The following is a 19,592-nucleotide window of genomic DNA, read 5'->3' on the forward strand; positions in this document are numbered from 1 at the left end:
TCACCCAACTCCTTGGAAACAGACCGGCCCGCGACAGGGGGCGCACCTCCGCTCAGAGCGCGCCCCACTGCCACGGGCCGGGGTCGGACTACTCGCCGGGGTGGGCGAGTTCGATGTCGTGGCCGTCGGTGCCGGCGCCCGCGACCGTCAGGGCGGTGGCCACCGGCGGGTAGCCCGTGGCGATGACGGTGTACTCGCCGCCGTCCAGGTCGGTGAAGGCGTACGCCCCGTCCGTGCCGGTCGTGGCCGAGCCGACGACGTTGCCCGCCTGGTCCACCAGCGTCACCCGGGCGTCGGCCAGCGGGCCGTGCGGGGCGCGGACGACACCCTGGACGCGGGCGCCCGAGTCCAGGTCGATCTCGACCCGGGTGACCCCGGTGCCGCCCACCTCGACGGGCAGGGCACGCGGCCGGTACCCGGCGGCGTTCACCGCGACGGTCACCGCCCCCGGCACCAGCTCGGCGAAGGAGAACTCGCCCTGCTCACCCGTGGTCCCGTTGGCCAGCAGGTCCCCGCGCACATCGGTCACGATGACCATGGCGTCCTTGACCGGCTGCCCGCTCTCGGCGGCCCGCACCAGACCGGTGAGCCCGCTGGTGCCGCTGAGCAGGATGTCGTAGGCGACCGGCTCGCCGTTCACGACGACCGTGGAGGCCTGCGGCTGGAAGCCGTCGGCGGAGGCGATCAGGACGTACGAGCCGGCGCCCGGGGCGTCCACGGCGTACGAGCCGTCGGCCTGCGCCACGGACCGGCCCAACTGGCGCCCGGCCAGCGAGATCAGGGTGACGGCGGCCTGCGGCACGGGGGCGGACTCGTTGCCGCGCACGAAACCACGCACCGGAACACCACCGGAGGTCGCCTCCGGACGCTCCGCCGTGGCGACGGCGGCGAGCCGCTGGGTGCCTTCGGGCCCGGTGCCGTCGGCGGCGTCGGTCTCGGCCACGGCCCAGCTCGGCGCGGTCTTCTCCGCGGCGGGGGTCTCGACCGCGACCGCCTCGGCGGGAGCCACGGCAGGCGTCTCGGACTCGGCGGCCTGCGCCAGCCCACCCTTCGTCTTCAACGGGACCTCCTTGATGAACAGCGACACCAGCAGCGCGAGCAGCGCCAGCGGGGCCGAGTAGAGGAAGACGTCCGCGACACCGTGGCCGTAGGCGCTCTCCACGATGGTGCGGATCGGCGCGGGCATGGCGTCGAGGTCGGGGATGCCGCCCCCGCCCGTACCGGCGTGACCGAGGGCCGCGCCCTTGGCGCCGAGGTCGGCGAGGCCGTCCTTCACATAGTCGGTGATCTTGTTGCCCAGGACCGCGCCCAGCGCCGAGACGCCGACGGCACCGCCCAGGGACCGGAAGAAGGTCACCGTGGAGCTGGCGGCGCCCAGGTCGCTCGGCTCCACCTGGTTCTGCGTGCAGAGCACCAGGTTCTGCATCATCATGCCGATGCCGAGGCCCATCAGCGCCATGAAGATCGCTATGTGCCAGTACTCGGTGTCGTACCGGATCGTGCCCAGCAGACCGAGGCCGGCCGTCACCAGCACGCCGCCGCCGAGCAGCCATCCCTTCCAGCGCCCGGTCCGGGTGATGATCTGGCCGGAGACGGTGGAGGAGACGAAGAGACCCGCGATCATCGGGATCGTCATGACACCGGACATCGTCGGCGACTTGTCCCGCGCCAGCTGGAAGTACTGGCTGAAGAAGACGGTGCCGGAGAACATCGCGACGCCGACGAACAGGGAGGCCAGGGAGGCCAGCGTGATGGTGCGGTTGCGGAACAGCCGCAGCGGGATGATCGGCTCGCTGGCCTTGGCCTCGACGAGGACGAACAGCGCCAGCAGCACCACGGAACCGCCGACCATCGCGTACGTCTGCCAGGAGAGCCAGTCGTACTTGTCGCCGGCGAAGGTCACCCAGATCAGCAGCAGGCAGACGGCCGCGGTGATGAAGAAGGCGCCGGCCCAGTCGACCTTGACCTTCCGCTTCACGACGGGCAGGTGCAGGGTCTTCTGCAGCACGATCAGGGCGATCACCGCGAAGGGCACGCCGACGTAGAAGCACCAGCGCCAGCCGAGCCAGTCGGTGTCGGTGATGACGCCGCCGACCAGCGGGCCGCCGACCATGGCGGTGGCGAAGGTGGCGCCGAGGTAGCCGTTGTAACGGCCGCGCTCACGGGGCGAGATCATCGCCGCCATGATGATCTGGGCCAGCGCGGACAGACCGCCCATGCCGATGCCCTGGACCGCGCGGAAGGTGATGAGCATGCCCGGGTTCTGGGACATGCCCGCCGCCGCCGAACCCAGGACGAAGACGACCAGCGCGAACTGGATCAGCAGCTTCTTGGAGAACAGGTCGGCGAGCTTGCCCCACAGCGGGGTGGAGGCCGTCATCGTCAGCAGGGACGCGGTCACGACCCAGGTGTAGGCGCTCTGGCCGCCGCCGAGGTCGCCGATGATGCGGGGCAGGGCGTTGGAGACGATCGTCGACGACAGGATCGCGACGAACATGCCGAGCAGAAGGCCGGTGAGGGCCTCCATGATCTGCCGGTGCGTCATGGGAGCGCCGTCGCCGTGGGAGCCGTGGGAGCCTCCCCCGTGCTTGGCATGAGCCCGCACACCGGCTGGTGTGGTCGTTGCCATGGGCTTCCTTTTCTTACGTGCTTGCGGGTGTACGGGTGGTCTGGTCGAGAGCGGGTGGTGCGGCCCGGGGCCCGGAACGGCAGTCGAAGCTCTCCCTCAGCCGCGCCATGAGGTCCGTGAGCTGGCCGACCTCCTCGTCGGTCCAGTCGCTCAGCCGCTCGGCGAGGACCTCGGTGGTCCGCCGGGACAGCTCGTCGAGCTGTGTGAGGCCCGCGGGTGTGAGGCGCAGGATGCGTGAGCGTTTGTCCGCCGGGTCGGGGGAGCGTTCGATCCAGCCGCGGGCCACGACGTGTGCGACGTGGCGGCTGGTGACCGACATGTCCACCGCGAGCAGCTCGGCGAGCTTGCTCATGCGCATGTCGCCGTGGCGGCCCAGCAGGGTCAGTACGGCCGCCGACCCGCCGGGGCACTCGGCGGGCATGATCCGCCCGAGCTCCCGCTTCACGGCGCCGAAGGCGCTGAACTGGCGGACCAGCTCCTCGTACTGCGCCTTTTCGGCCATGACACCTCCCGCTTTCGTTGCTTGGGGCAACCATAGAAGCTGTTGGTTGCTGCAGGCAAATAAAAGAGGTCGGTGCGGCATAAAAACTTGGCAAAGGCAAGTATTGCGGCAGTAAACGTGCTGGTGACGAGCCCGGCGGTAGGGCCCACTCGGCCCCAAACGGAAGCCCTACCCCCACTTGGGGAGCCCCGCCGTTTTCGCTAGGGTCTCGGGCCATGGCTAACAACCAGGCCCCGCAGGGCAATCACGACCCCGCCGGCAGCACCCAGATGTTCCGCGCGTTCGTCGACGAGGCCCCGCAGGGCCGTCAGACGGCGGCCCCCACCAGCAGCGGCCCGCGCATCGGCCTCATCCTCGGCGTGGTAGTCGCCGTAGCGGTCATCGCAGCGGTGGCTTGGCTGGCGCTGGCGTAAGGCGTCTGCGGGGCGAGCCACAAGGTTCCCGCAGCCGCCGGACGACGCAAGGGGACGTGTCGGGGGGTGTCCGCCCGCAGCGGTTGGCGCGTCAACGGACAGTCAGTCGGTGTGGCAAGTCGATCGCGCCGTTCCGAGGACGGACACCCCCCGGCGCGGCCCCGACCCACCACCCGGTGGAAGGCGCAGGCGGACGGCGCGGTCACGAACGACCGCGCCTCAGCCCTCCTCGGTCGATGCCCCTCGGTCAGGACTCGCTCAGTCCGAGATCAGGCCTTCCCGGAGCTGCGCCAGCGTCCGGGTCAGCAGTCGGGAGACGTGCATCTGCGAGATGCCGACCTCCTCACCGATCTGCGACTGCGTCATGTTCGCGAAGAACCGCAGCATGATGATCCGCCGCTCACGAGGCGGCAGCTTCGCCAGCAGCGGCTTCAGCGACTCCCGGTACTCCACACCTTCCAGCGCGGTGTCCTCGTACCCCAGCCGGTCCGCCAGCGACCCCTCGCCGCCGTCGTCCTCCGGCGCCGGCGAGTCCAGCGAGGACGCGGTGTACGCGTTCCCCACCGCCAGCCCGTCGACGACGTCCTCCTCGGACACCCCGAGCACAGCGGCCAGTTCGGTCACCGTCGGCGACCGGTCCAGCTTCTGCGAGAGCTCGTCGCTGGCCTTGGTCAGGGCGAGCCGCAGCTCCTGCAGCCGCCGCGGCACCCGCACCGACCACGACGTGTCCCGGAAGAACCGCTTGATCTCCCCGACCACCGTCGGCATCGCGAACGTCGGGAACTCCACGCCCCGTTCGCAGTCGAACCGGTCGATCGCCTTGATCAGCCCGATCGTGCCGACCTGGACGATGTCCTCCATCGGCTCGTTCCGGGACCGGAACCGCGCGGCGGCGTACCGCACGAGCGGGAGGTTGAGCTCGATGAGCGTGTCACGGACGTACGCACGCTCGGGGCTGTCCTCGTCGAGCGCGGCCAGCCGCAGGAACAGGGAGCGGGACAGGGTGCGGGTGTCGATGGCGCCCGCAGCCGGAAGGACCGGAACGGGCTCGGCCGGGAGGGCCGGTACGTCATCGATGGAGCCGAGTGAGTCGAGAGCATGGGGAGCTGTCTCGCTCTCCGCGAGCGTGAGCACCTTCGAGCTGCCCTGTTCTGCGGACATGCCACCCCCTTTGGGTCGCGGGACGGTCGCGGCGAACGCCCCCGCTTGAGGAACGCAGCCTTCACCTGAATACCGGAGCCGAAGCTCCGGCAAACGCGCTTCCCGCAGAATGTCACATGTCGGCAACACGCTGTAGTGACATGTCGACATCTGAGACGCGAATACGCCCTGCAAACAACGGGTCTGACGCCCTTTCGGCTTTCAACTGTCGGCAACCGCCCTGATGAGCGATTCCCTCCCCGCGGTGACCTCTCGCTAACGTTTGCGGTTACGCGTCGATACGGTTCGCAGACCGCAATCGTTGAAAGCTACGCGCGAGTAGCCGCGACACGTGCATCTGTGAGACACCGAGCTCCGCGGAGATCTGAGACTGCGTGAGATTGCTGTAGTACCGCAGCAGCAGGATCCGCTGCTCCCGCTCCGGCAGCTGGACGAGCAGGTGCCGGACGAGGTCCCGGTGCTCCACGCCGTCCAGGGCGGGATCCTCGTAGCCGAGGCGGTCCAGCAGCCCCGGCAGCCCGTCGCCCTCCTGGGCGGCCTCCAGGGACGTCGCGTGGTACGACCTTCCGGCCTCGATGCAGGACAGCACCTCGTCCTCGGTGATGCGCAGCCGCTCGGCGATCTCCGCGGTCGTCGGGGTGCGTCCGAAGGAGGTCGTGAGGTCCTCCGTCGCGCTGTTGACCTGCACCCACAGCTCGTGCAGCCGGCGCGGCACGTGCACGGTGCGGACGTTGTCGCGGAAGTACCGCTTGATCTCGCCCACGACGGTCGGCATCGCGAACGTCGGGAACTGCACGCCCCGGTCCGGGTCGAAGCGGTCGATGGCGTTGATGAGCCCGATCGTGCCGACCTGGACGACGTCCTCCATCGGCTCGTTGCGGGAGCGGAACCGGGCGGCCGCGTAGCGCACGAGCGGGAGGTTGGCCTCGATGAGCGCCCCGCGTACGCGGTCGTGCTCCGGGGTGCCCGGCTGGAGCTCCTTGAGCTGCGCGAAGAGGACCTGGGTGAGGGCCCGGGTGTCGGCGCCACGGCTACTGCGCTGCGGTGCGGCCGGAGCGCCTTCCGGTGATGCCGCCTGAGGGGGTGCTCCCTGAGGTGGTGCGCTCTGAGGGCCCGGGGCTTGCTGGGACGAGGGTGGCGCCTGCGGGGGCGAGGGTGGTGCTGGAGAGGACGAGGGTGGCGCCTGAGGGGACGGTGCCTGAGGTGCGGTACTGGCCAGCACGGTCAACTCCACCTCGTCATCGTCGACTCATCCGTCAACTCTTCCATCAAAAGCGGTCATAGCATCACAAGACATGCACTCTGTGTGCAAGCACCCCAAAACTACGTGTTGAGGAATGAAAGCCGCACGAATCGCGAATCGTCACCCGACGACAAAGCCCCCTGTCGAGACGACAGGGGGCGGAAGCGACCGGTCTCGGAGCCGGTCTCAGAACTCGTAGTCCGCGATCACCCACGTGGCGAACTCCCGCCACAGCGCGACCCCGGCCTGGTGGTCCGGGTGCTCCACGTACCGCCGCAGCGCGTCCGCGTCGTCGCAGGCCGAGTTGATGGCGAAGTCGTAGGCGATGGGACGGTCGCTGACGTTCCAGCCGAGCTCCCAGAAGCGGAGCTCCGGGATCTTGTCGCCGAGTGCGCGGAAGGCCTCGACGCCCTTCACGACCCGGGGGTCGTCCCGCTCGACGCCCTCGTTGAGCTTGAAGAGCACCAGGTGGCGGATCATCACTTTCCTCCGTTGGCGACCCATGTGGCGAAGTCGCCGAGGGCCTGAGCGGCGTCCGATATGCCCTGGAACCCTATAAGGACGTACTCGGACGCCTTCTTCGGGTCCGTGACGATCACGTACATCACGAAGACCACGACGACGTAGACGGCGATCTTCTTCGCGTTCACCGCCACCGCGGCCTCCCCTGTCACTGGTGTCCCATGCAGCGCACATGATCGCACGAAGGGCCGATCACCCGAAGGGGCAGATCGCACCGAGAGCGCACGAAGGGCCCCGTCTGACGACGGGGCCCTTCACAAGCGGTAGCGGAGGGATTTGAACCCTCGGTGACTTGCGCCACACTCGCTTTCGAGGCGAGCTCCTTCGGCCGCTCGGACACGCTACCGAGGGAGACCTTACAGCAAGGTGCCGCGTGCTTTGAAATCGGTATTCAGCGACCGCGGAAGAACTCGGTGAGCACCCCGGCGCATTCCTCGGCGAGCACGCCCTCGATCACCTCGGGCCGGTGGTTGAGCCGCCGGTCCCGGACGAGGTCCCAGAGTGATCCGGCCGCGCCGGCCTTCTCGTCGCGGGCACCGTAGACGAGCCGGTCGACGCGGGACTGCTGGATCGCGCCCGCGCACATCGTGCAGGGCTCCAGCGTCACCACGAGGGTGCAGCCGGTCAGCCGCCAGGCGCCGAGGGCGGCCGCCGCCCGCCGCAGGGCGAGCAGCTCCGCGTGGGCCGTGGGGTCGCCGCCGGCCTCGCGTTCGTTGTGCCCGGTCGCGAGCACGGTCGTGCCGTCCGGGGCCAGGACGACGGCGCCGACGGGGACGTCCCCGCCCTGGACGGCCTCGGCGGCCTCGTCCAGGGCGCGGCGCATCGCCGGCCGCCACGGGTCCCGGACCGGATCCGGCACTCCCGCGCTGCCACGACCGGTCAGCGGACGGTCTCCAGGGTCTCCGAGGCGCCCAGGGACTCGGCGATCTCGGTGACGGCGTCCGTCGACATCAGCCGCAGGTCCGTCTCGCTCACGCCGAGGTCGTCGAGGATCAGCGCGTCGCCGACCGGTCCGTGCGGCACGGACTCGGCGGCGCCGACGGCCCCGGAGCCGCCCTCGGCGTCCTCGGCATCCACGTCGTCACCGTCGGACTCGCCGTCCTCGGTGCCGTCGAGATCGAGGGCGTCGAGATCGTCCCCGTCGTCCGGATCCCGGCCGAGCAGCTCGTCGGTCAGCAGGATCTCGCCGTAGCTGCTGCGGGCAGCGGCGGCGGCGTCGGAGACGTAGATGCGAGGGTCCTCCTCGCCGTCCACGCGGACGACGCCGAACCAGGCGTCCTCCTGCTCGATGAGCACGAGCACCGTGTCCTCGTCGGGGGAGGCTTCACGGGCCAGGTCGGCGAGATCCGACAGGGTTTCCACATCGTCGAGCTCTGTGTCGCTCGCTTCCCACCCGTCTTCGGTGCGCGCGAGCAGTGCGGCGAAGTACACCGTGACTCTCCCACTGGTCATAGGCGTGCCGGTTGGGGGTCCCCCCGGCGGAGGTTACGGGCGGGGAGTGCTCGTCCGAGCCCCACCCACTCGAAATCGTGGCAGAAACAAGGCGTTCAGGGGACGTCTTCGGCTCCCTGTGTCCGGCAGTTCTGCTCGCACGCCCGTTGCCGCCACCTGCGGATCGTACGCGGCTTTGCCCCGCTCCACGCACGGTCACCCGCGACAATCTCCGCGCGGTTCGTGATCTTTGCCGGGGGTTTCCTCACCCGTTTCCTACCAGCGGAACGTGCGCATGCGCATGGCGTGGCGCAGCCGGGCCGTCTTGGCGCGGCGCGGCTGGACGCGGTCGCGCAGCGCCCGGGCCTCGGCCAGATCGCGCAGGAACCGGGCACGACGCCGGCGCCGGTCGGCGTCGGACTCGTCGGTCCCGTCCGTCCGGTCGGGCGTCGGGCCCGTCCCCGGCCACATGCGCGGCAGCGGATCGTCTCGGAATTTCCGGTCCGGCATCAGGTTCACCACCCCTAGTCCGTCCCTTCCGCCTTCCCCCGGACGGGCGGTTTGACGCCGGTGACCGGGTGACGGCCGGACGACGGGCTTGCCGTGCGGGCCGGGGCACCCCGCCCGGTTAATGTTGTGGACATGCGTCTCCACGTCGTCGACCACCCTCTGGTCGCCCACAAGCTCACCACGCTGCGCGACCAGCGCACCGACTCCGCGACCTTCCGCCGTCTCGCCGACGAGCTGGTCACCCTGCTCGCCTACGAGGCCACGCGCGACGTGCGCACCGAACAGGTCGACATCCAGACGCCGGTCGCGCGGACCACGGGCGTCAAGCTGTCGCACCCGCGGCCGCTGGTGGTGCCGATCCTGCGGGCCGGGCTCGGCATGCTGGACGGCATGGTCCGGCTGCTGCCGACCGCCGAGGTGGGTTTCCTCGGCATGATCCGCAACGAGGAGACGCTGGAGGCCTCCACGTACGCGACGCGGATGCCCGAGGACCTGTCGGGGCGTCAGGTCTACGTGCTCGACCCGATGCTCGCCACCGGCGGCACGCTGGTCGCGGCGATCCGCGAGCTGATCCGGCGTGGCGCGGACGACGTGACCGCCGTGGTGCTGCTGGCCGCGCCGGAGGGCGTCGAGATCATGGAGCGCGAGCTGGCGGGCACGCCGGTGACGGTGGTGACCGCCTCGGTCGACGAGCGGCTGAACGAGCACGGCTACATCGTGCCGGGCCTCGGCGACGCGGGGGACCGGATGTACGGGGCGGCCGAGTAGGTCCGCCGAGCCGGACCCGGGTGGTTCAGCAGCCCTTCTTCGATGTCGGCGCCGGCTCGGGCGTGGCCAGCTTGGTCAGCGCCCGGTTGGCGTCCGGCTTTTTCGCCAGCTCCTTGAAGCCGTCCCCGATGACGAGGTCGACGGCAGCGCCCTTGCGGGCCGCCTCGGTACGCCGTTCGGCGCCCGGGAGCTGGGTGCCGAGCACGGGCAGCGCGGTGTCGAGCGCGGCGGCGGGGCCGAGCAGCAGGCCGGTGCCCTTGACCTTCTTGTCGTACTGCTGGGGCGCGTTGCCCACGTCGCCGATCTTGAAGCCGCGCTTCTGGAGCTCGTCGGCGGTCTTCTTCGCCAGGCCGCCGCGGGTGGTGGCGTTGAGCACGTTGACGGTGATCGTGCGCGGCTCGGGCAGGGCCTTGGCGCGGGGCGAGGGGCTCGCCTTGGTCTTGATGCCGCAGTCCGTCCCGTCGCCGGCCGCCGAAGCCTTTCTGCCGCCGCCGGTGAAGACGTCGATGAGCTGCAGCGTGCCCCACCCGCCCACGCCGAGGACGACGACGGACGCGACGGTCAGGACGACGAGCCTGCCGCGCCGCCGGGGCCGACGCATCTTGGGGTACTTGTTGCCCGTGATGCGGTACTTGCCGCCCATGCCGGGGGGAGTCAGCATGCTCATGAGCGCAGCGTAGTGCGCCCGGGCGACGATGCCTACTAGATGATCATTCGACGTCGCCCAGTGGAACCCGAAAGGGCCAACCCGCGACCGACGGAGATCAGTCGAGCTCGAGCACGCGCGCGTGCAGCACCTGGCGCTGCTGGAGCGCGGCGCGCACCGCGCGGTGCAGTCCGTCCTCCAGGTACAGGTCGCCCTGCCACTTCACGACGTGCGCGAAGAGGTCGCCGTAGAACGTCGAGTCCTCGGCGAGCAGCGTTTCCAGATCGAGCTGACCCTTGGTCGTCACGAGCTGATCGAGGCGGACCGGGCGCGGCGCGACGTCCGCCCACTGCCGGGTGCTTTCCCGGCCGTGGTCGGGGTACGGCCGGCCGTTTCCGATGCGCTTGAAGATCACACGGAAAGCCTACCGGTCAAGACCTTCCGGGCGCAGCCATGGCGCCGAGGTGCGACGCTGAAAAAAACCCCACAAGGCGGTACGAACCGGGAACAGGGGCGTGAATATGCCGGACCGCGAGACCATGCCGTCGGCCGCCGCCCCCGAGGTGTCCGCCCGTGCCGCCGCCCTCCCCCAGGACGCCCTGCGGATCGCCTCCGGCTACGCCTTCTCCGGCCCGGCCCTGCATCTGGGGGCCCTGCTGTGGGACGGGCAGTGCCTGCCGGATGCGCAGGTCCGGGTGCCGCTGGCGATGCTCAACCGCCACGGGCTGGTCGCCGGCGCGACCGGCACCGGCAAGACCAAGACGCTCCAGCTGATCGCCGAGCAGCTGTCCGCCCAGGGCGTGCCGGTCTTCCTGGCCGACATCAAGGGCGACCTCTCCGGGATCGCCGCGCCCGGCCGCCCGGACGCCCGGGTCGAGGGCCGGGCGGCGGATGTCCACCAGAGCTGGACGGCGACCGGCTTCCCGGCCGAGTACTACGCCCTCGGCGGCATCGGACGCGGCGTCCCGGTCCGGGCCACGGTCACGGGCTTCGGGCCGGTGCTGCTGGCCAAGGTGCTGCGGCTGAACCGGACCCAGGAGCAGTCGCTCGCGCTGATCTTCCACTACGCCGACAGCAAGGGCCTGGAGCTGATCGACCTGAAGGACCTCCGGGCGGTCGTGACGTTCCTGACCTCGGACGAGGGCCGCCCGGAGCTGAGGACGATCGGGGGTCTGTCGGCGGCCACGGCCGGAGTGATCCTGCGGTCCCTCACCGCCTTCGAGGCGCAGGGCGCGTCCGGCTTCTTCGGGGAGCCGGAGTTCGACACGGGCGAGTTGCTGCGGACGGGTGAGGACGGGCGCGGCGTCGTGTCCGTCCTGGAGCTGAGCGCCGTACAGGACCGGCCTCAGCTGTTCTCGACGTTCCTGATGTGGCTGCTCGCCGATCTCTTCCACGATCTGCCGGAGCTCGGCGACGTCGACAAGCCGCGGCTGGTGTTCTTCCTCGACGAGGCGCACCTGCTCTTCGACGACGCCTCCGAGGCGTTCCTGGAGTCCATCACGCAGACCGTGCGCCTGATTCGCTCGAAAGGGGTCGGGGTCTTCTTCGTGACGCAGTCCCCGAAGGACGTACCGGCCGAGGTCCTCGCCCAGCTCGGCAACCGTGTCCAGCACGCGCTGCGGGCTTTCACCCCCGACGACCAGAAGGCCCTGAGCGCCACGGTGCGGACCTTCCCGAAGTCGCCCTACGACCTCGAGGAGGTGCTGACGAACCTGGGGACGGGGGAGGCGGTGCTGACGGTGCTGAGCGAGAAGGGCGCCCCGACCCCCGTCGCCGCGACCCGGCTCAGGGCACCCGAGTCCCTGATGGGGCCGCTCGGGCAGGAGGCTCTGGAGCGGGCCGTCGCGGACTCGCCGCTGTACGAGCGGTACGCGCAGGCCGTCGACCGGGAGTCGGCGTACGAGCGACTGGAGCGCGGCCGGGGTGCGAAGGGGCCCGACGAGATGCGGGGCGCGGCTTCCCGGAGACCCCGGGAAGAGGAACGGCCGTCCGCTGTGGAGCAGGTGGTGGGGAGCGGGGTGTTCGAGTCCCTGGCCCGGTCGGTCGGGACGCAGATCGGGCGGGAGATCACGAGGTCACTGTTCGGCACGGCCCGGCGCAAGGGGCGACGGAGGCGTTAGGCCGGCGGGGTTCTTCGGGGTGGGTGGTGAAGGCGTGGGACCGGCGGGGTTCTTCGGGATGGTGGAGGTGTTCGTCGGCGGGACTCTTCGGGGTGGCGGAGGTGTTCGTCGGCGGAGTTCCTCGGGGTGGTGCGGGTGTTCGGCCGTGGGCTTCCCCGGGACGGCGGAGGCGTGGTTCGCCTCCGCCGGGTGGTGGTCAGCCTCGGTCTTCTCTTCTTCCCTTCGGGGGCTGCGGCGGCTTCCGCGTGTCCGGCTGGGGGTGGGGCTTGGGGGTGCTGCGGGCGGCCTCCGCGCGCAGGAGGGCGCGCAGCACCGCGTAGGGGTCTTGGAGCATGGCTGGTTCCTCGTCGTTCCTCGTCGTTCTTCCTGGTTCCGTGCGGGACGGACGGGCCTGGGCCTGGCCGGTCCTGTCAGCAGCGCAGGACCTCGGAACGCAAGGGGCGAGCATCGTGCGGCGGGCTCGTCGGCAGGGGCACGGACCGCCGGGCGGCGTGCGCGGGTACGGGGGACGGCGGCGGGGCCGGAGCCGGCGGGGCGGCGACGCGGTGGACGCCCCGGGCCGGTGGGCGCAGGACCGTGTCGAGGAGATCGCACTCGACGGTGGTGTTCTCCCCGGAGACGGGGGCCGTCCATCCCGGGTGGGCCTCGGCGTGGGCGCCCGGCACGAGGAGGGCGAGCAGCAGAACGAGCACCCGCAGCCAGGCGTGCCGGCGCGGGCCGCGGGAGACCGGCTGCGGTGCGGGGGTCACGGGAGGTCATTCCCCGCTGCGGCCACGCCGTCCATCCCGCCCACGGCGAGATCCGCTCGCTCGGCCCACGCGGGGGAGCCGCTCGGTGGCTCGGTCATGGTCCATGCTGCGAACGGGCCGCAAGCGGCCGCCACCCGGAACGGCCATGCGGCTGACGTGCTCGCCGCCGGCTGTCGTCGGGGCGGGGCAGGTGGCTGACGTGTCTCCTGGCCGGCGCCCGGGGTGGACCGACCGGGTGTGTCTCTGGGCTCACGGGCCCAGGCTCACCGGGCCAGTGCCTACTTGCCGGAGGCCTTCGCCGCCTTTGCCGCTGCCTTCATCTCCTGCTTGTGTGCTCGTACCTTGACCAGCGACTCGGGGCCCGTGATGTCGGCGACCGAGCGGAAGGAGTCCGGCTCGCCGTAGGAGCCCGCCGCCTCGCGCCAGCCCGTGGGGCGCACCCCGAGCTGCTTGCCCAGCAGGGCGAGGAAGATCTGGGCCTTCTGCTTGCCGAAACCGGGCAGTTCGGCGAGGCGCTTCAGCAGCTCCTTGCCGGTGCCGACGTCCTTCCAGACGGCCTCGGCGTCACCGTCGTAGTGCTCGACGAGGTACTGGCACAGCTGCTGGATCCGCTTGGCCATGGAGCCCGGGTAGCGGTGTACCGCCGGCTTCTCGGAGAGCAGCGCGGCGAAGGCCTCCGGCTCGTGCGCGGCGATCTCGTGCGCGTCCAGGTCGTCCGTGCCGAGCCGCCGGGCGATCGTCGCCGGGCCCTTGAACGCCCACTCCATGGGGACCTGCTGGTCCAGCAGCATGCCGACCAGCGCGGCGAGCGGACTGCGGCCGAGCAGCGCGTCGGCCTCGGGATCCTGGGCGAGGTGAAGGGTGACGTCCATGCCCCGATCATCCCCCGGGCCGGGCCGGCCCGCTGCTCAGGTGGCTCGCCGGTCGCCCGGTGCGTGGACCCGCTGCTCAGCTCGCCCGCCAGTAGCCCAGCGCGTGCACCCGCTGCTTGGGCAGCCCCAGTTCCTTGCGGACGTACGCCGCGAGGGTCCGGGTCGTCGCCGTGTCGCAGGCGATCCAGACGTAGGGGTCGGCCGTGTCCTGGAGCAGGCCGGGCAGGTCCGCCTTCACCCGCTCGACCAGGTGGGCGCCGGAGTCGCGGCGGGGCACCTTCCGGAGCTCGTGCCGGTCCGGGTCGGTGCGGAACGGAAGGGCGTCGTCGTCGCCGCCCTCGAACCAGACGGTGGCCGGAGCGGAACCCAGGGCGCCGAGGAGGGAGTTGATGGCCGGCAGCGAGGCCGGGTCGCCGACGGCGAAGACGTGCGAGGGCGCGGGGCTCGGGTTCTCGAACCCGGTGCCCTGGACGGTCGCCTCGATGGTGTCGCCCGGTTTCGCCGCCCTGGCCCAGTCGCTCGCGCACCCCTCGTGCAGGGCGAACTCCAGGCCGAAGGTGCCGGCCTCGGCGTCCGGGTCGACCAGGGTGTAGGCCCGCTGGTGCGGCTTGCCGGCGTTGTCGAACCACAGCCGTACCCACATCGTGGGGTGCACTCCGGTCGCGGCCAGCAGACCGCCGTCGGTGAAGCGCAGCCGCCGGTAGTCCCCGGTGACGTCCTCGACGTCCGTCACCGTGAACTCGAAGTCCTTGGCGCGCAGCAGTCTGAGGACCGCGCCCTCCCAACCCCGCCCCTGCCCCATCGCGTTCCAGCCCCTCGCGTACGATTCCGGCCACAGCTTTGACTTAGGCAAGGCTAACCTAAAGGGGAGTGGGGGTACAGCGTGGCCACCGAGATCTACCGTGACGCCTGGGGCATTCCGCACCTGCGTGCGGGCAGCGCGGTCGAACTCGCCCATGCGCAGGGCCTCGTCACCGCCCGCGACCGGGCCTGGCAGCTGGAGGTCGAGCGCCACCGGGCGCAGGGCACCTCGGCGTCCTTCCTCGGCGAGGACGCCCTGGCCTGGGACCGGTTCGCGAGACGGGCCCGGCTCGACGACACCGCGAGACGCTGCTTCGCGGACCTGGAGAGACGGGACCCCGGGACGGCGCGGTGGGTCCGGGCGTACGTCGACGGGGTCAACGAGGGACTGGCGGGCGCCACCGCCCCCGAGTTCGCCCGCACCGGCCTCACCCCCGGCCGCTGGGAGCCCTGGACGCCCCTCGGTGTCTGGCTCGCCGTCCACATCCTCTTCGCCGGGTTCCCGGCCAAGCTCTGGCGCGAGCAGGTCGCCACCCACCTGGACGCGGACGCCGTCGGTCTCTTCGCCACCGACGGTCCCGGCACCTCCGGCAGCAACGGCTGGCTGGTCGGCGGCGAGCGGACGGTCACCGGGCAGGCCCTCATCGCAGGGGACCCCCACCGCTGGATCGAGGACCCGGGCGTCTACCAGCAGATCCACCTGTCCTGCCCGGAGTTCGACGTCGTGGGACTGGCCGTCCCCGGGGTTCCCGGCATCGCGCACTTCGCGCACACCGGCACGGTCGCCTGGGCCATCACCAACGCCATGGCCGACTACCAGGACCTCTACCGGGAGCGGCTGCGGCGCACCGGCGCCGGGGTGGAGGCCCTCGGCCCGGACGGGGTCTGGCGGCGGGCGGCCCGGCACACCGAGACGGTCGAGGTGGCGGGCTCGGAGCCGGTCGAGGTCGAGGTGATCGAGACCGACCGGGGCCCGGTGATCATCGGCGGCCCCGAGGGCCTTGAGGGCGACCCCCTCGCCCCGCCCACGGCGATCAGCCTGCGCTACCCGCCCCGCGTCACCGGCGACCTCGGCTTCAGCTCGCTGCTGCCGCTGCTGCGCTCCCGCCGGGTCGCCGACGTGGACCGGGCCCTCGACCGCTGGGCCGAGCCGGTCAACGTCGTCCAGGCGGCCGACACCGAGGGCGGTGTCCTGCACCGCGTGGCCGGGCGGGTGCCGGTGCGCTCCGGGGCCAACTCCCTGCGGATCGTGCCCGCGTGGGAGCCCGGCCACGAGTGGCGGGGCTGGCACGTGTCACCGCGCGCCGGTCTCACCGACGGCGTCGCCGTCATGGCCAACCAGCGCGGGCCGGCCGAACCCCTCGGGGTCGAGTTCGCCCCGCCGCACCGCGCCGACCGTATCGCCGCGCTGCTCGCGGAGAAGGAGCACTGGTCCGCCGCCGACCTGCCCGCCCTCCACACCGACACCCACCTGGCCTCCGCCACCCCCCTCCTGGACCGCCTCGCCGCTCTCGCCGCCCTCACCCCCGGGGCCGCCGCACTCCGGGACCGCCTCCTGGCCTGGGACCGCCGCATGGACGCCGGCAGCGCCGACGCGGCCCTCTACGCGGCCGTGCGCGGAGCGGTCGTACGGCGGCTCGCGGCGCACCCGGCGTTCGCCGCGCTCACCACGCCCCCGGCGTACCCGGCGGTGTTCCAGCCCTGGCTCGCCCTCCTGCCCAGGGTCGGCTTCGCGCTCGAGCACCTGCTGCGGGCCGAGGACCTGTACGGAATCGACCGCCCGGCGGCCGTCCGCGCGGCGATCGAGGACGTGGCGCTGCACCCGCCGACCGGGGACTGGGGCGACACCCATCGCCTCGCCCCCTGGCGGGCCCTGGAGCCGGAGCAGCCGTACGACGAACCGGGGCTGTCCGGTGACCACGACTGCGTGCTGTGCACCTCGGGCGTGCCGGGCCTCACCGACCGGGCGGCCCGGGGCCCGGCCGCCCGGTACGTCTGGGACCTGGCCCGGCGCGAGGACAGCGGCTGGGTGGTCCCGCTCGGCGCCTCGGGCGTCCCCGGCTCGCCCCACCACCGCGACCAGCTCCCCCTGTGGCTCGCGGGTGACCTCGTCCCGGTCGTCACCGACTGGACCCGGCTGAAGAAGGAGACCGATGTCTGACCCGTACGCCTCCCGCACGCCCGTCCACGAGCAGGTGATCGACGGCTTCGGCACCGTCCGCGTCCTGCCGCTGGACCCCGGGGCCGACGCCCCCGTGATCCACCGCTGGGTCGGCGAGGACCGGGCCGCCTTCTGGGGCATGACGGAGCTGACCGAACAACAGGTCGCGGACGTCTACGCCCACATGGCCACGCTCGACACCCACCACGCCCACCTCGTCGTCCGGGACGGTGAGCCGGTCGCCCTCCTCCAGACCTACGAGCCGGAGGCCGACCGCGTGAGCGAGTGCTACGAGGTCCGCCCCGGCGACATCGGCGTCCACCTGCTCCTCGCCCCCGCGGGCCCGGGCGGTGCCCGGCCCGGCTGGACCGCGCGGCTGGTGGCGGCCATCGCCGCATACGTCCTGCTCGGCCTGGACCGCCGGCGCGTCGTCGTCGACCCGGACGTGCGCAACGAGAAGGCGATCGCCCGTTTCCTGGCGCTCGGCTTCGCCTCCGGGCCGGTGGTGGTGCTGCCGGAGATCGACCTGCCGGACGTGTACCTGCCGGAGAAGAAGGCCCAGCTCGCCTTCCTCGACCGGGAGATACTGTTTCCCGGGTGACCCCGGAGGACCTCATCGCCCACTACGGCCTGGAGCCGATCCCGCGCGAGGGCGGTCTCTTCCGCCAGACCTGGGCGGGCCCCGAACGACCCGACGGCAGGCCGGAGGGCACGGCGATCGTCGCCCTGCTGACGGCGGACGACTTCTCCGCCCTCCACCGCCTGCCGACGGACGAGATCTGGCACTTCTACCGGGGCGATCCCCTGGAGCTCCTGCTGCTCGCCCCGGACGGCAACACGCGGACGGTGGTCCTCGGACCGGACGTCCTCGACGGCCAGCACGTCCAGTTCACGGTCCCGGCGGGCACCTGGATGGGCGGGAGGGTGCGCGGGGACGGGCGGTGGACCCTGTTCGGCTGCACGATGGCGCCCGGCTTCACGTTCGGCGGCTACGAGCACGGCGACGCCGCGGAACTGACGGCCCGCTATCCGGCCGTGGCCGACGAGATCACGGGACTGTCCAGGTCTGCCTCCTGAGCCCGGTGAGCACTACACCGATCCTGTCCGTACTTCACTCGTAGCCGTACAGCCCGACCCCGGAGACCCACGTGGACCAACGGCGGAACGAGGATCGCAATGCCGGACGACCCCGGCGATTCCAGGCCCTGGTGCTGCTCGGCACCGTGCTGGTACTGCTCCTCGCCGGAGCAGCCCCCGCGTCCGCCCACGCCGCCCTGCGCGGCACCGACCCCGACGACGGCTCCCTCGTCCGGCAGGCACCCCGGCACGTCACGCTGACCTTCACCGAGTCCGTGGGCCTGCTCGACGACTCCTTCCGGGTCTTCGGCCCCGACCAGCGCCGGGTCCACACCGGCGAGGCCACGCACGCGGACGGCCGCTCCGACACCGCCCGCATCGGCCTGCCCGGCAAGCTCGCCCGGGGCACGTACACGGTGGCCTGGCGGGTCGTCTCCGCCGACAGCCACCCCGTCTCCGGGGCCTTCTCCTTCTCCGTGGGGAAGCGTTCGGCGACGACGGTCCAGCTCGACACGGGCTCGACCGAGGACCCGCTCACCGGCGGCCTCAACGACGCCGCCCGCTACCTCGCCTACCTCGCGGCCGCGCTGCTCGTCGGCCTGGCCGCGTTCGCCCTGCTCTGCCGGCCGGCCGACACCTCCGCCCTGCGCCGGCCACTGGTGGCGGCCTGGTGGACGCTGCTGGGCTCGACGCTCGTCCTGCTCCTGCTGCGCGCGCCGTACGAGGCGGGCACCGGCCCGGCCGCCGCGTTCGACGCCTCCGCCCTCGGCCGCACCCTGACCGGCCGCCCGGGCCTGGCCCTCGTCGCCCGGCTGGTCCTGCTCCTGCTGACGGCGGTCTTCCTGCTGTGGCTGTCCAGGCGCCGCGACCCGAAGGAGCGGCCCGTCGCCCTGGCGCTCGGCACCGCCCTGGCCGCGGCTCTGGCCCTCACCTGGGCGGCGGCCGAGCACGCCTCCGCCGGGATCCAGGTGCCCCTGGCGATGACGTCGTCCGTGCTGCACCTGCTGGCCACCGGCGTCTGGCTCGGCGGCCTCGTGGCACTGCTGCTGACCCTGCGCCGCCCGTCCGGCGACGGCGTGGCGGACGACGTGGCGGAGGTCGTCCCCCGCTTCTCGCGGATCGCCTTCGCCTCGGTGACCGTCCTGGCCGTCACGGGCGTCTACCAGTCCTGGCGTGGCCTCGGCTCCCTCTCCGCGCTGACCGGCACGTCGTACGGCCGTCTGCTGCTCGCCAAACTGGCGGGGGTGGCAGTGCTCTTGCTGGTGGCCGGGTACTCGAGGCGCTGGACGGCACGGATCGCGACGCCCGCAGCCGTCACCCGGACGGCCGCAGCCCGGAAACGGGTCCCGCAGCCGGTCGGGGCACCGGCGGAACAGGACGGACCCGAGGGACCCGAGGGACCCGAGGGGCTCGACGGCCCCGAGACGCCGGTCAGAGCGGCGGAGGAGCCTCCCGCGTCCGGGGCCGGCCCGCACGCCCGGCGCCGCCTGCGCCGCTCCGTCCTCGTGGAGGTCGCCGTCGCCGCGGTGGTGCTGCTGATCACGACCGTGCTCACCGGCACCCTTCCGGCCCGGGCCGAGGCCGAGGCGGCCCGGCAGGCCCCGGCGGGCGCGCTGCCGCCCACCACCCTGATCACGGTGCCCTACGACACGGGCACGGAATCGGTGAGCGGACGCGGCACGGTGCAGGTCACCCTGGACCCGGCCCGCGTCGGCGAGAACGGCATCCAGGCCGTGGCCGCCGGCTCCGACAAGGGCCTGGTCGTCCTCCCGGAGATCCGGATCACCTTCACCCTGCCCTCCCGGAAGGTCGGCCCGATCGACGCCGAACTGACCGACCAGGGCGGCTACTGGAGCACCAACTCCGTCAACCTTCCGCTCGCCGGCGACTGGACGATGAAGACGACCGTGCGGGTGTCGGACGTCGACCAGGTGTCGGTGGAGCGCCGGGTGCGGATCGCACCGTAGGTGTGCTGCCCGGAGAGGTC

At 72.0% G+C, this 19,592-nt stretch carries 21 protein-coding genes and 1 tRNA gene; 7 read left to right on the forward strand and 15 right to left on the reverse strand.

Annotation, left to right across the window (positions count from 1 at the left end; all coding sequences use genetic code 11):
* Positions 1 to 88: 88 nt before the first annotated feature.
* Positions 89 to 2,629 (reverse strand): MFS transporter, encoded by a 2,541-nt coding sequence (locus tag AB0B29_RS21050; protein ID WP_362241789.1) that lies wholly within the window; start codon positions 2,627 to 2,629, stop codon positions 89 to 91.
* A gap of 13 nt (positions 2,630 to 2,642) precedes the next feature.
* Positions 2,643 to 3,131, reverse strand: coding sequence for a MarR family winged helix-turn-helix transcriptional regulator (locus tag AB0B29_RS21055; protein ID WP_362241792.1), 489 nt, complete (start codon positions 3,129 to 3,131; stop codon positions 2,643 to 2,645).
* Positions 3,132 to 3,346: 215 nt separating this feature from the next.
* Here AB0B29_RS21055 and AB0B29_RS21060 point away from each other — a divergent pair, with 215 nt between their 5' ends.
* A complete protein-coding gene (locus tag AB0B29_RS21060) occupies positions 3,347 to 3,544 on the forward strand; it encodes a hypothetical protein (RefSeq protein WP_362241795.1) in 198 nt (65 codons plus the stop codon).
* Positions 3,545 to 3,802: 258 nt separating this feature from the next.
* On the opposite strand, the gene AB0B29_RS21065 is transcribed toward AB0B29_RS21060, so the two are convergent.
* From AB0B29_RS21065 to AB0B29_RS21100, 8 genes are all read right to left on the reverse strand, one after another.
* A complete protein-coding gene (locus AB0B29_RS21065) occupies positions 3,803 to 4,705 on the reverse strand; it encodes an RNA polymerase sigma factor SigF (RefSeq protein ID WP_362241798.1) in 903 nt (300 codons plus the stop codon).
* Positions 4,706 to 4,973: 268 nt separating this feature from the next.
* Positions 4,974 to 5,927 carry an RNA polymerase sigma factor SigF gene (locus tag AB0B29_RS21070; RefSeq protein ID WP_436845868.1) on the reverse strand — a complete coding sequence of 318 codons (954 nt, stop codon included), beginning with the start codon at positions 5,925 to 5,927 and terminating at the stop codon, positions 4,974 to 4,976.
* 207 nt (positions 5,928 to 6,134) lie between these two features.
* A complete protein-coding gene (locus AB0B29_RS21075) occupies positions 6,135 to 6,428 on the reverse strand; it encodes a Dabb family protein (protein WP_031105389.1) in 294 nt (97 codons plus the stop codon).
* On the reverse strand, positions 6,428 to 6,604 hold the full coding sequence (locus tag AB0B29_RS21080; RefSeq protein WP_362241801.1) for a hypothetical protein: 177 nt from the start codon (positions 6,602 to 6,604) through the stop codon (positions 6,428 to 6,430). The genes AB0B29_RS21075 and AB0B29_RS21080 overlap by 1 nt, the downstream gene beginning before the upstream one ends.
* Before the next feature lie 127 nt (positions 6,605 to 6,731).
* A tRNA-Ser gene (locus AB0B29_RS21085) sits at positions 6,732 to 6,816 on the reverse strand.
* Positions 6,817 to 6,861: 45 nt separating this feature from the next.
* Positions 6,862 to 7,293 carry a tRNA adenosine(34) deaminase TadA gene (tadA, locus tag AB0B29_RS21090; protein ID WP_362241804.1) on the reverse strand — a complete coding sequence of 144 codons (432 nt, stop codon included), beginning with the start codon at positions 7,291 to 7,293 and terminating at the stop codon, positions 6,862 to 6,864.
* A gap of 56 nt (positions 7,294 to 7,349) precedes the next feature.
* Entirely contained in the window at positions 7,350 to 7,901 is a 552-nt protein-coding gene (locus AB0B29_RS21095) for a tRNA adenosine deaminase-associated protein (protein WP_362242024.1), read from the reverse strand.
* Between the two features lie 276 nt (positions 7,902 to 8,177).
* Positions 8,178 to 8,411 (reverse strand): hypothetical protein, encoded by a 234-nt coding sequence (locus AB0B29_RS21100; RefSeq protein ID WP_362241807.1) that lies wholly within the window; start codon positions 8,409 to 8,411, stop codon positions 8,178 to 8,180.
* A gap of 132 nt (positions 8,412 to 8,543) precedes the next feature.
* Between AB0B29_RS21100 and upp the strand changes: the two genes are divergently transcribed.
* On the forward strand, positions 8,544 to 9,179 hold the full coding sequence (upp, locus tag AB0B29_RS21105; protein WP_104778992.1) for a uracil phosphoribosyltransferase: 636 nt from the start codon (positions 8,544 to 8,546) through the stop codon (positions 9,177 to 9,179).
* A gap of 25 nt (positions 9,180 to 9,204) precedes the next feature.
* Here upp and AB0B29_RS21110 read toward each other — a convergent pair whose 3' ends face one another.
* A complete protein-coding gene (locus tag AB0B29_RS21110) occupies positions 9,205 to 9,822 on the reverse strand; it encodes a LytR C-terminal domain-containing protein (protein WP_362242027.1) in 618 nt (205 codons plus the stop codon).
* 121 nt (positions 9,823 to 9,943) lie between these two features.
* A complete protein-coding gene (locus AB0B29_RS21115) occupies positions 9,944 to 10,240 on the reverse strand; it encodes a type II toxin-antitoxin system VapB family antitoxin (protein WP_003999914.1) in 297 nt (98 codons plus the stop codon).
* A 106-nt stretch (positions 10,241 to 10,346) separates the two neighbouring features.
* Between AB0B29_RS21115 and AB0B29_RS21120 the strand changes: the two genes are divergently transcribed.
* The gene (locus AB0B29_RS21120) at positions 10,347 to 11,945 is read left to right on the forward strand and encodes a helicase HerA-like domain-containing protein (protein WP_362241810.1); all 1,599 of its coding nucleotides are present in this window, start codon (positions 10,347 to 10,349) and stop codon (positions 11,943 to 11,945) included.
* 410 nt (positions 11,946 to 12,355) lie between these two features.
* On the opposite strand, the gene AB0B29_RS21125 is transcribed toward AB0B29_RS21120, so the two are convergent.
* The 3 genes from AB0B29_RS21125 to AB0B29_RS21135 form a co-directional block, all read right to left on the reverse strand.
* On the reverse strand, positions 12,356 to 12,694 hold the full coding sequence (locus AB0B29_RS21125) for a hypothetical protein (protein WP_362241813.1): 339 nt from the start codon (positions 12,692 to 12,694) through the stop codon (positions 12,356 to 12,358).
* A gap of 278 nt (positions 12,695 to 12,972) precedes the next feature.
* The gene (locus tag AB0B29_RS21130) at positions 12,973 to 13,566 is read right to left on the reverse strand and encodes an HhH-GPD-type base excision DNA repair protein (RefSeq protein WP_344460339.1); all 594 of its coding nucleotides are present in this window, start codon (positions 13,564 to 13,566) and stop codon (positions 12,973 to 12,975) included.
* 76 nt (positions 13,567 to 13,642) lie between these two features.
* The gene (locus tag AB0B29_RS21135; RefSeq protein WP_362241816.1) at positions 13,643 to 14,368 is read right to left on the reverse strand and encodes a siderophore-interacting protein; all 726 of its coding nucleotides are present in this window, start codon (positions 14,366 to 14,368) and stop codon (positions 13,643 to 13,645) included.
* Positions 14,369 to 14,449: 81 nt separating this feature from the next.
* Here AB0B29_RS21135 and AB0B29_RS21140 point away from each other — a divergent pair, with 81 nt between their 5' ends.
* The 4 genes from AB0B29_RS21140 to AB0B29_RS21155 all read left to right on the forward strand — a co-directional run bounded on the left by AB0B29_RS21140 (position 14,450) and on the right by AB0B29_RS21155 (position 19,572).
* Positions 14,450 to 16,528, forward strand: a complete 2,079-nt coding sequence (locus AB0B29_RS21140; RefSeq protein ID WP_362241819.1) for a penicillin acylase family protein — start codon at positions 14,450 to 14,452, stop codon at positions 16,526 to 16,528.
* Positions 16,521 to 17,129: a GNAT family N-acetyltransferase gene (locus AB0B29_RS21145; protein WP_362241822.1), complete on the forward strand. Its 609-nt coding sequence runs from the start codon at positions 16,521 to 16,523 to the stop codon at positions 17,127 to 17,129. Before AB0B29_RS21140 ends, AB0B29_RS21145 begins: the two co-directional genes overlap by 8 nt.
* A complete protein-coding gene (locus tag AB0B29_RS21150) occupies positions 17,126 to 17,605 on the forward strand; it encodes a cupin domain-containing protein (RefSeq protein WP_362241825.1) in 480 nt (159 codons plus the stop codon). Before AB0B29_RS21145 ends, AB0B29_RS21150 begins: the two co-directional genes overlap by 4 nt.
* A 131-nt stretch (positions 17,606 to 17,736) precedes the next feature.
* Positions 17,737 to 19,572, forward strand: coding sequence for a copper resistance CopC/CopD family protein (locus AB0B29_RS21155; protein WP_362242029.1), 1,836 nt, complete (start codon positions 17,737 to 17,739; stop codon positions 19,570 to 19,572).
* Positions 19,573 to 19,592: the final 20 nt, after the last annotated feature.

The sequence above is a fragment of the Streptomyces tibetensis genome, from assembly GCF_040647715.1.
GTDB classification, from domain to species: domain Bacteria; phylum Actinomycetota; class Actinomycetes; order Streptomycetales; family Streptomycetaceae; genus Streptomyces; species Streptomyces tibetensis_A.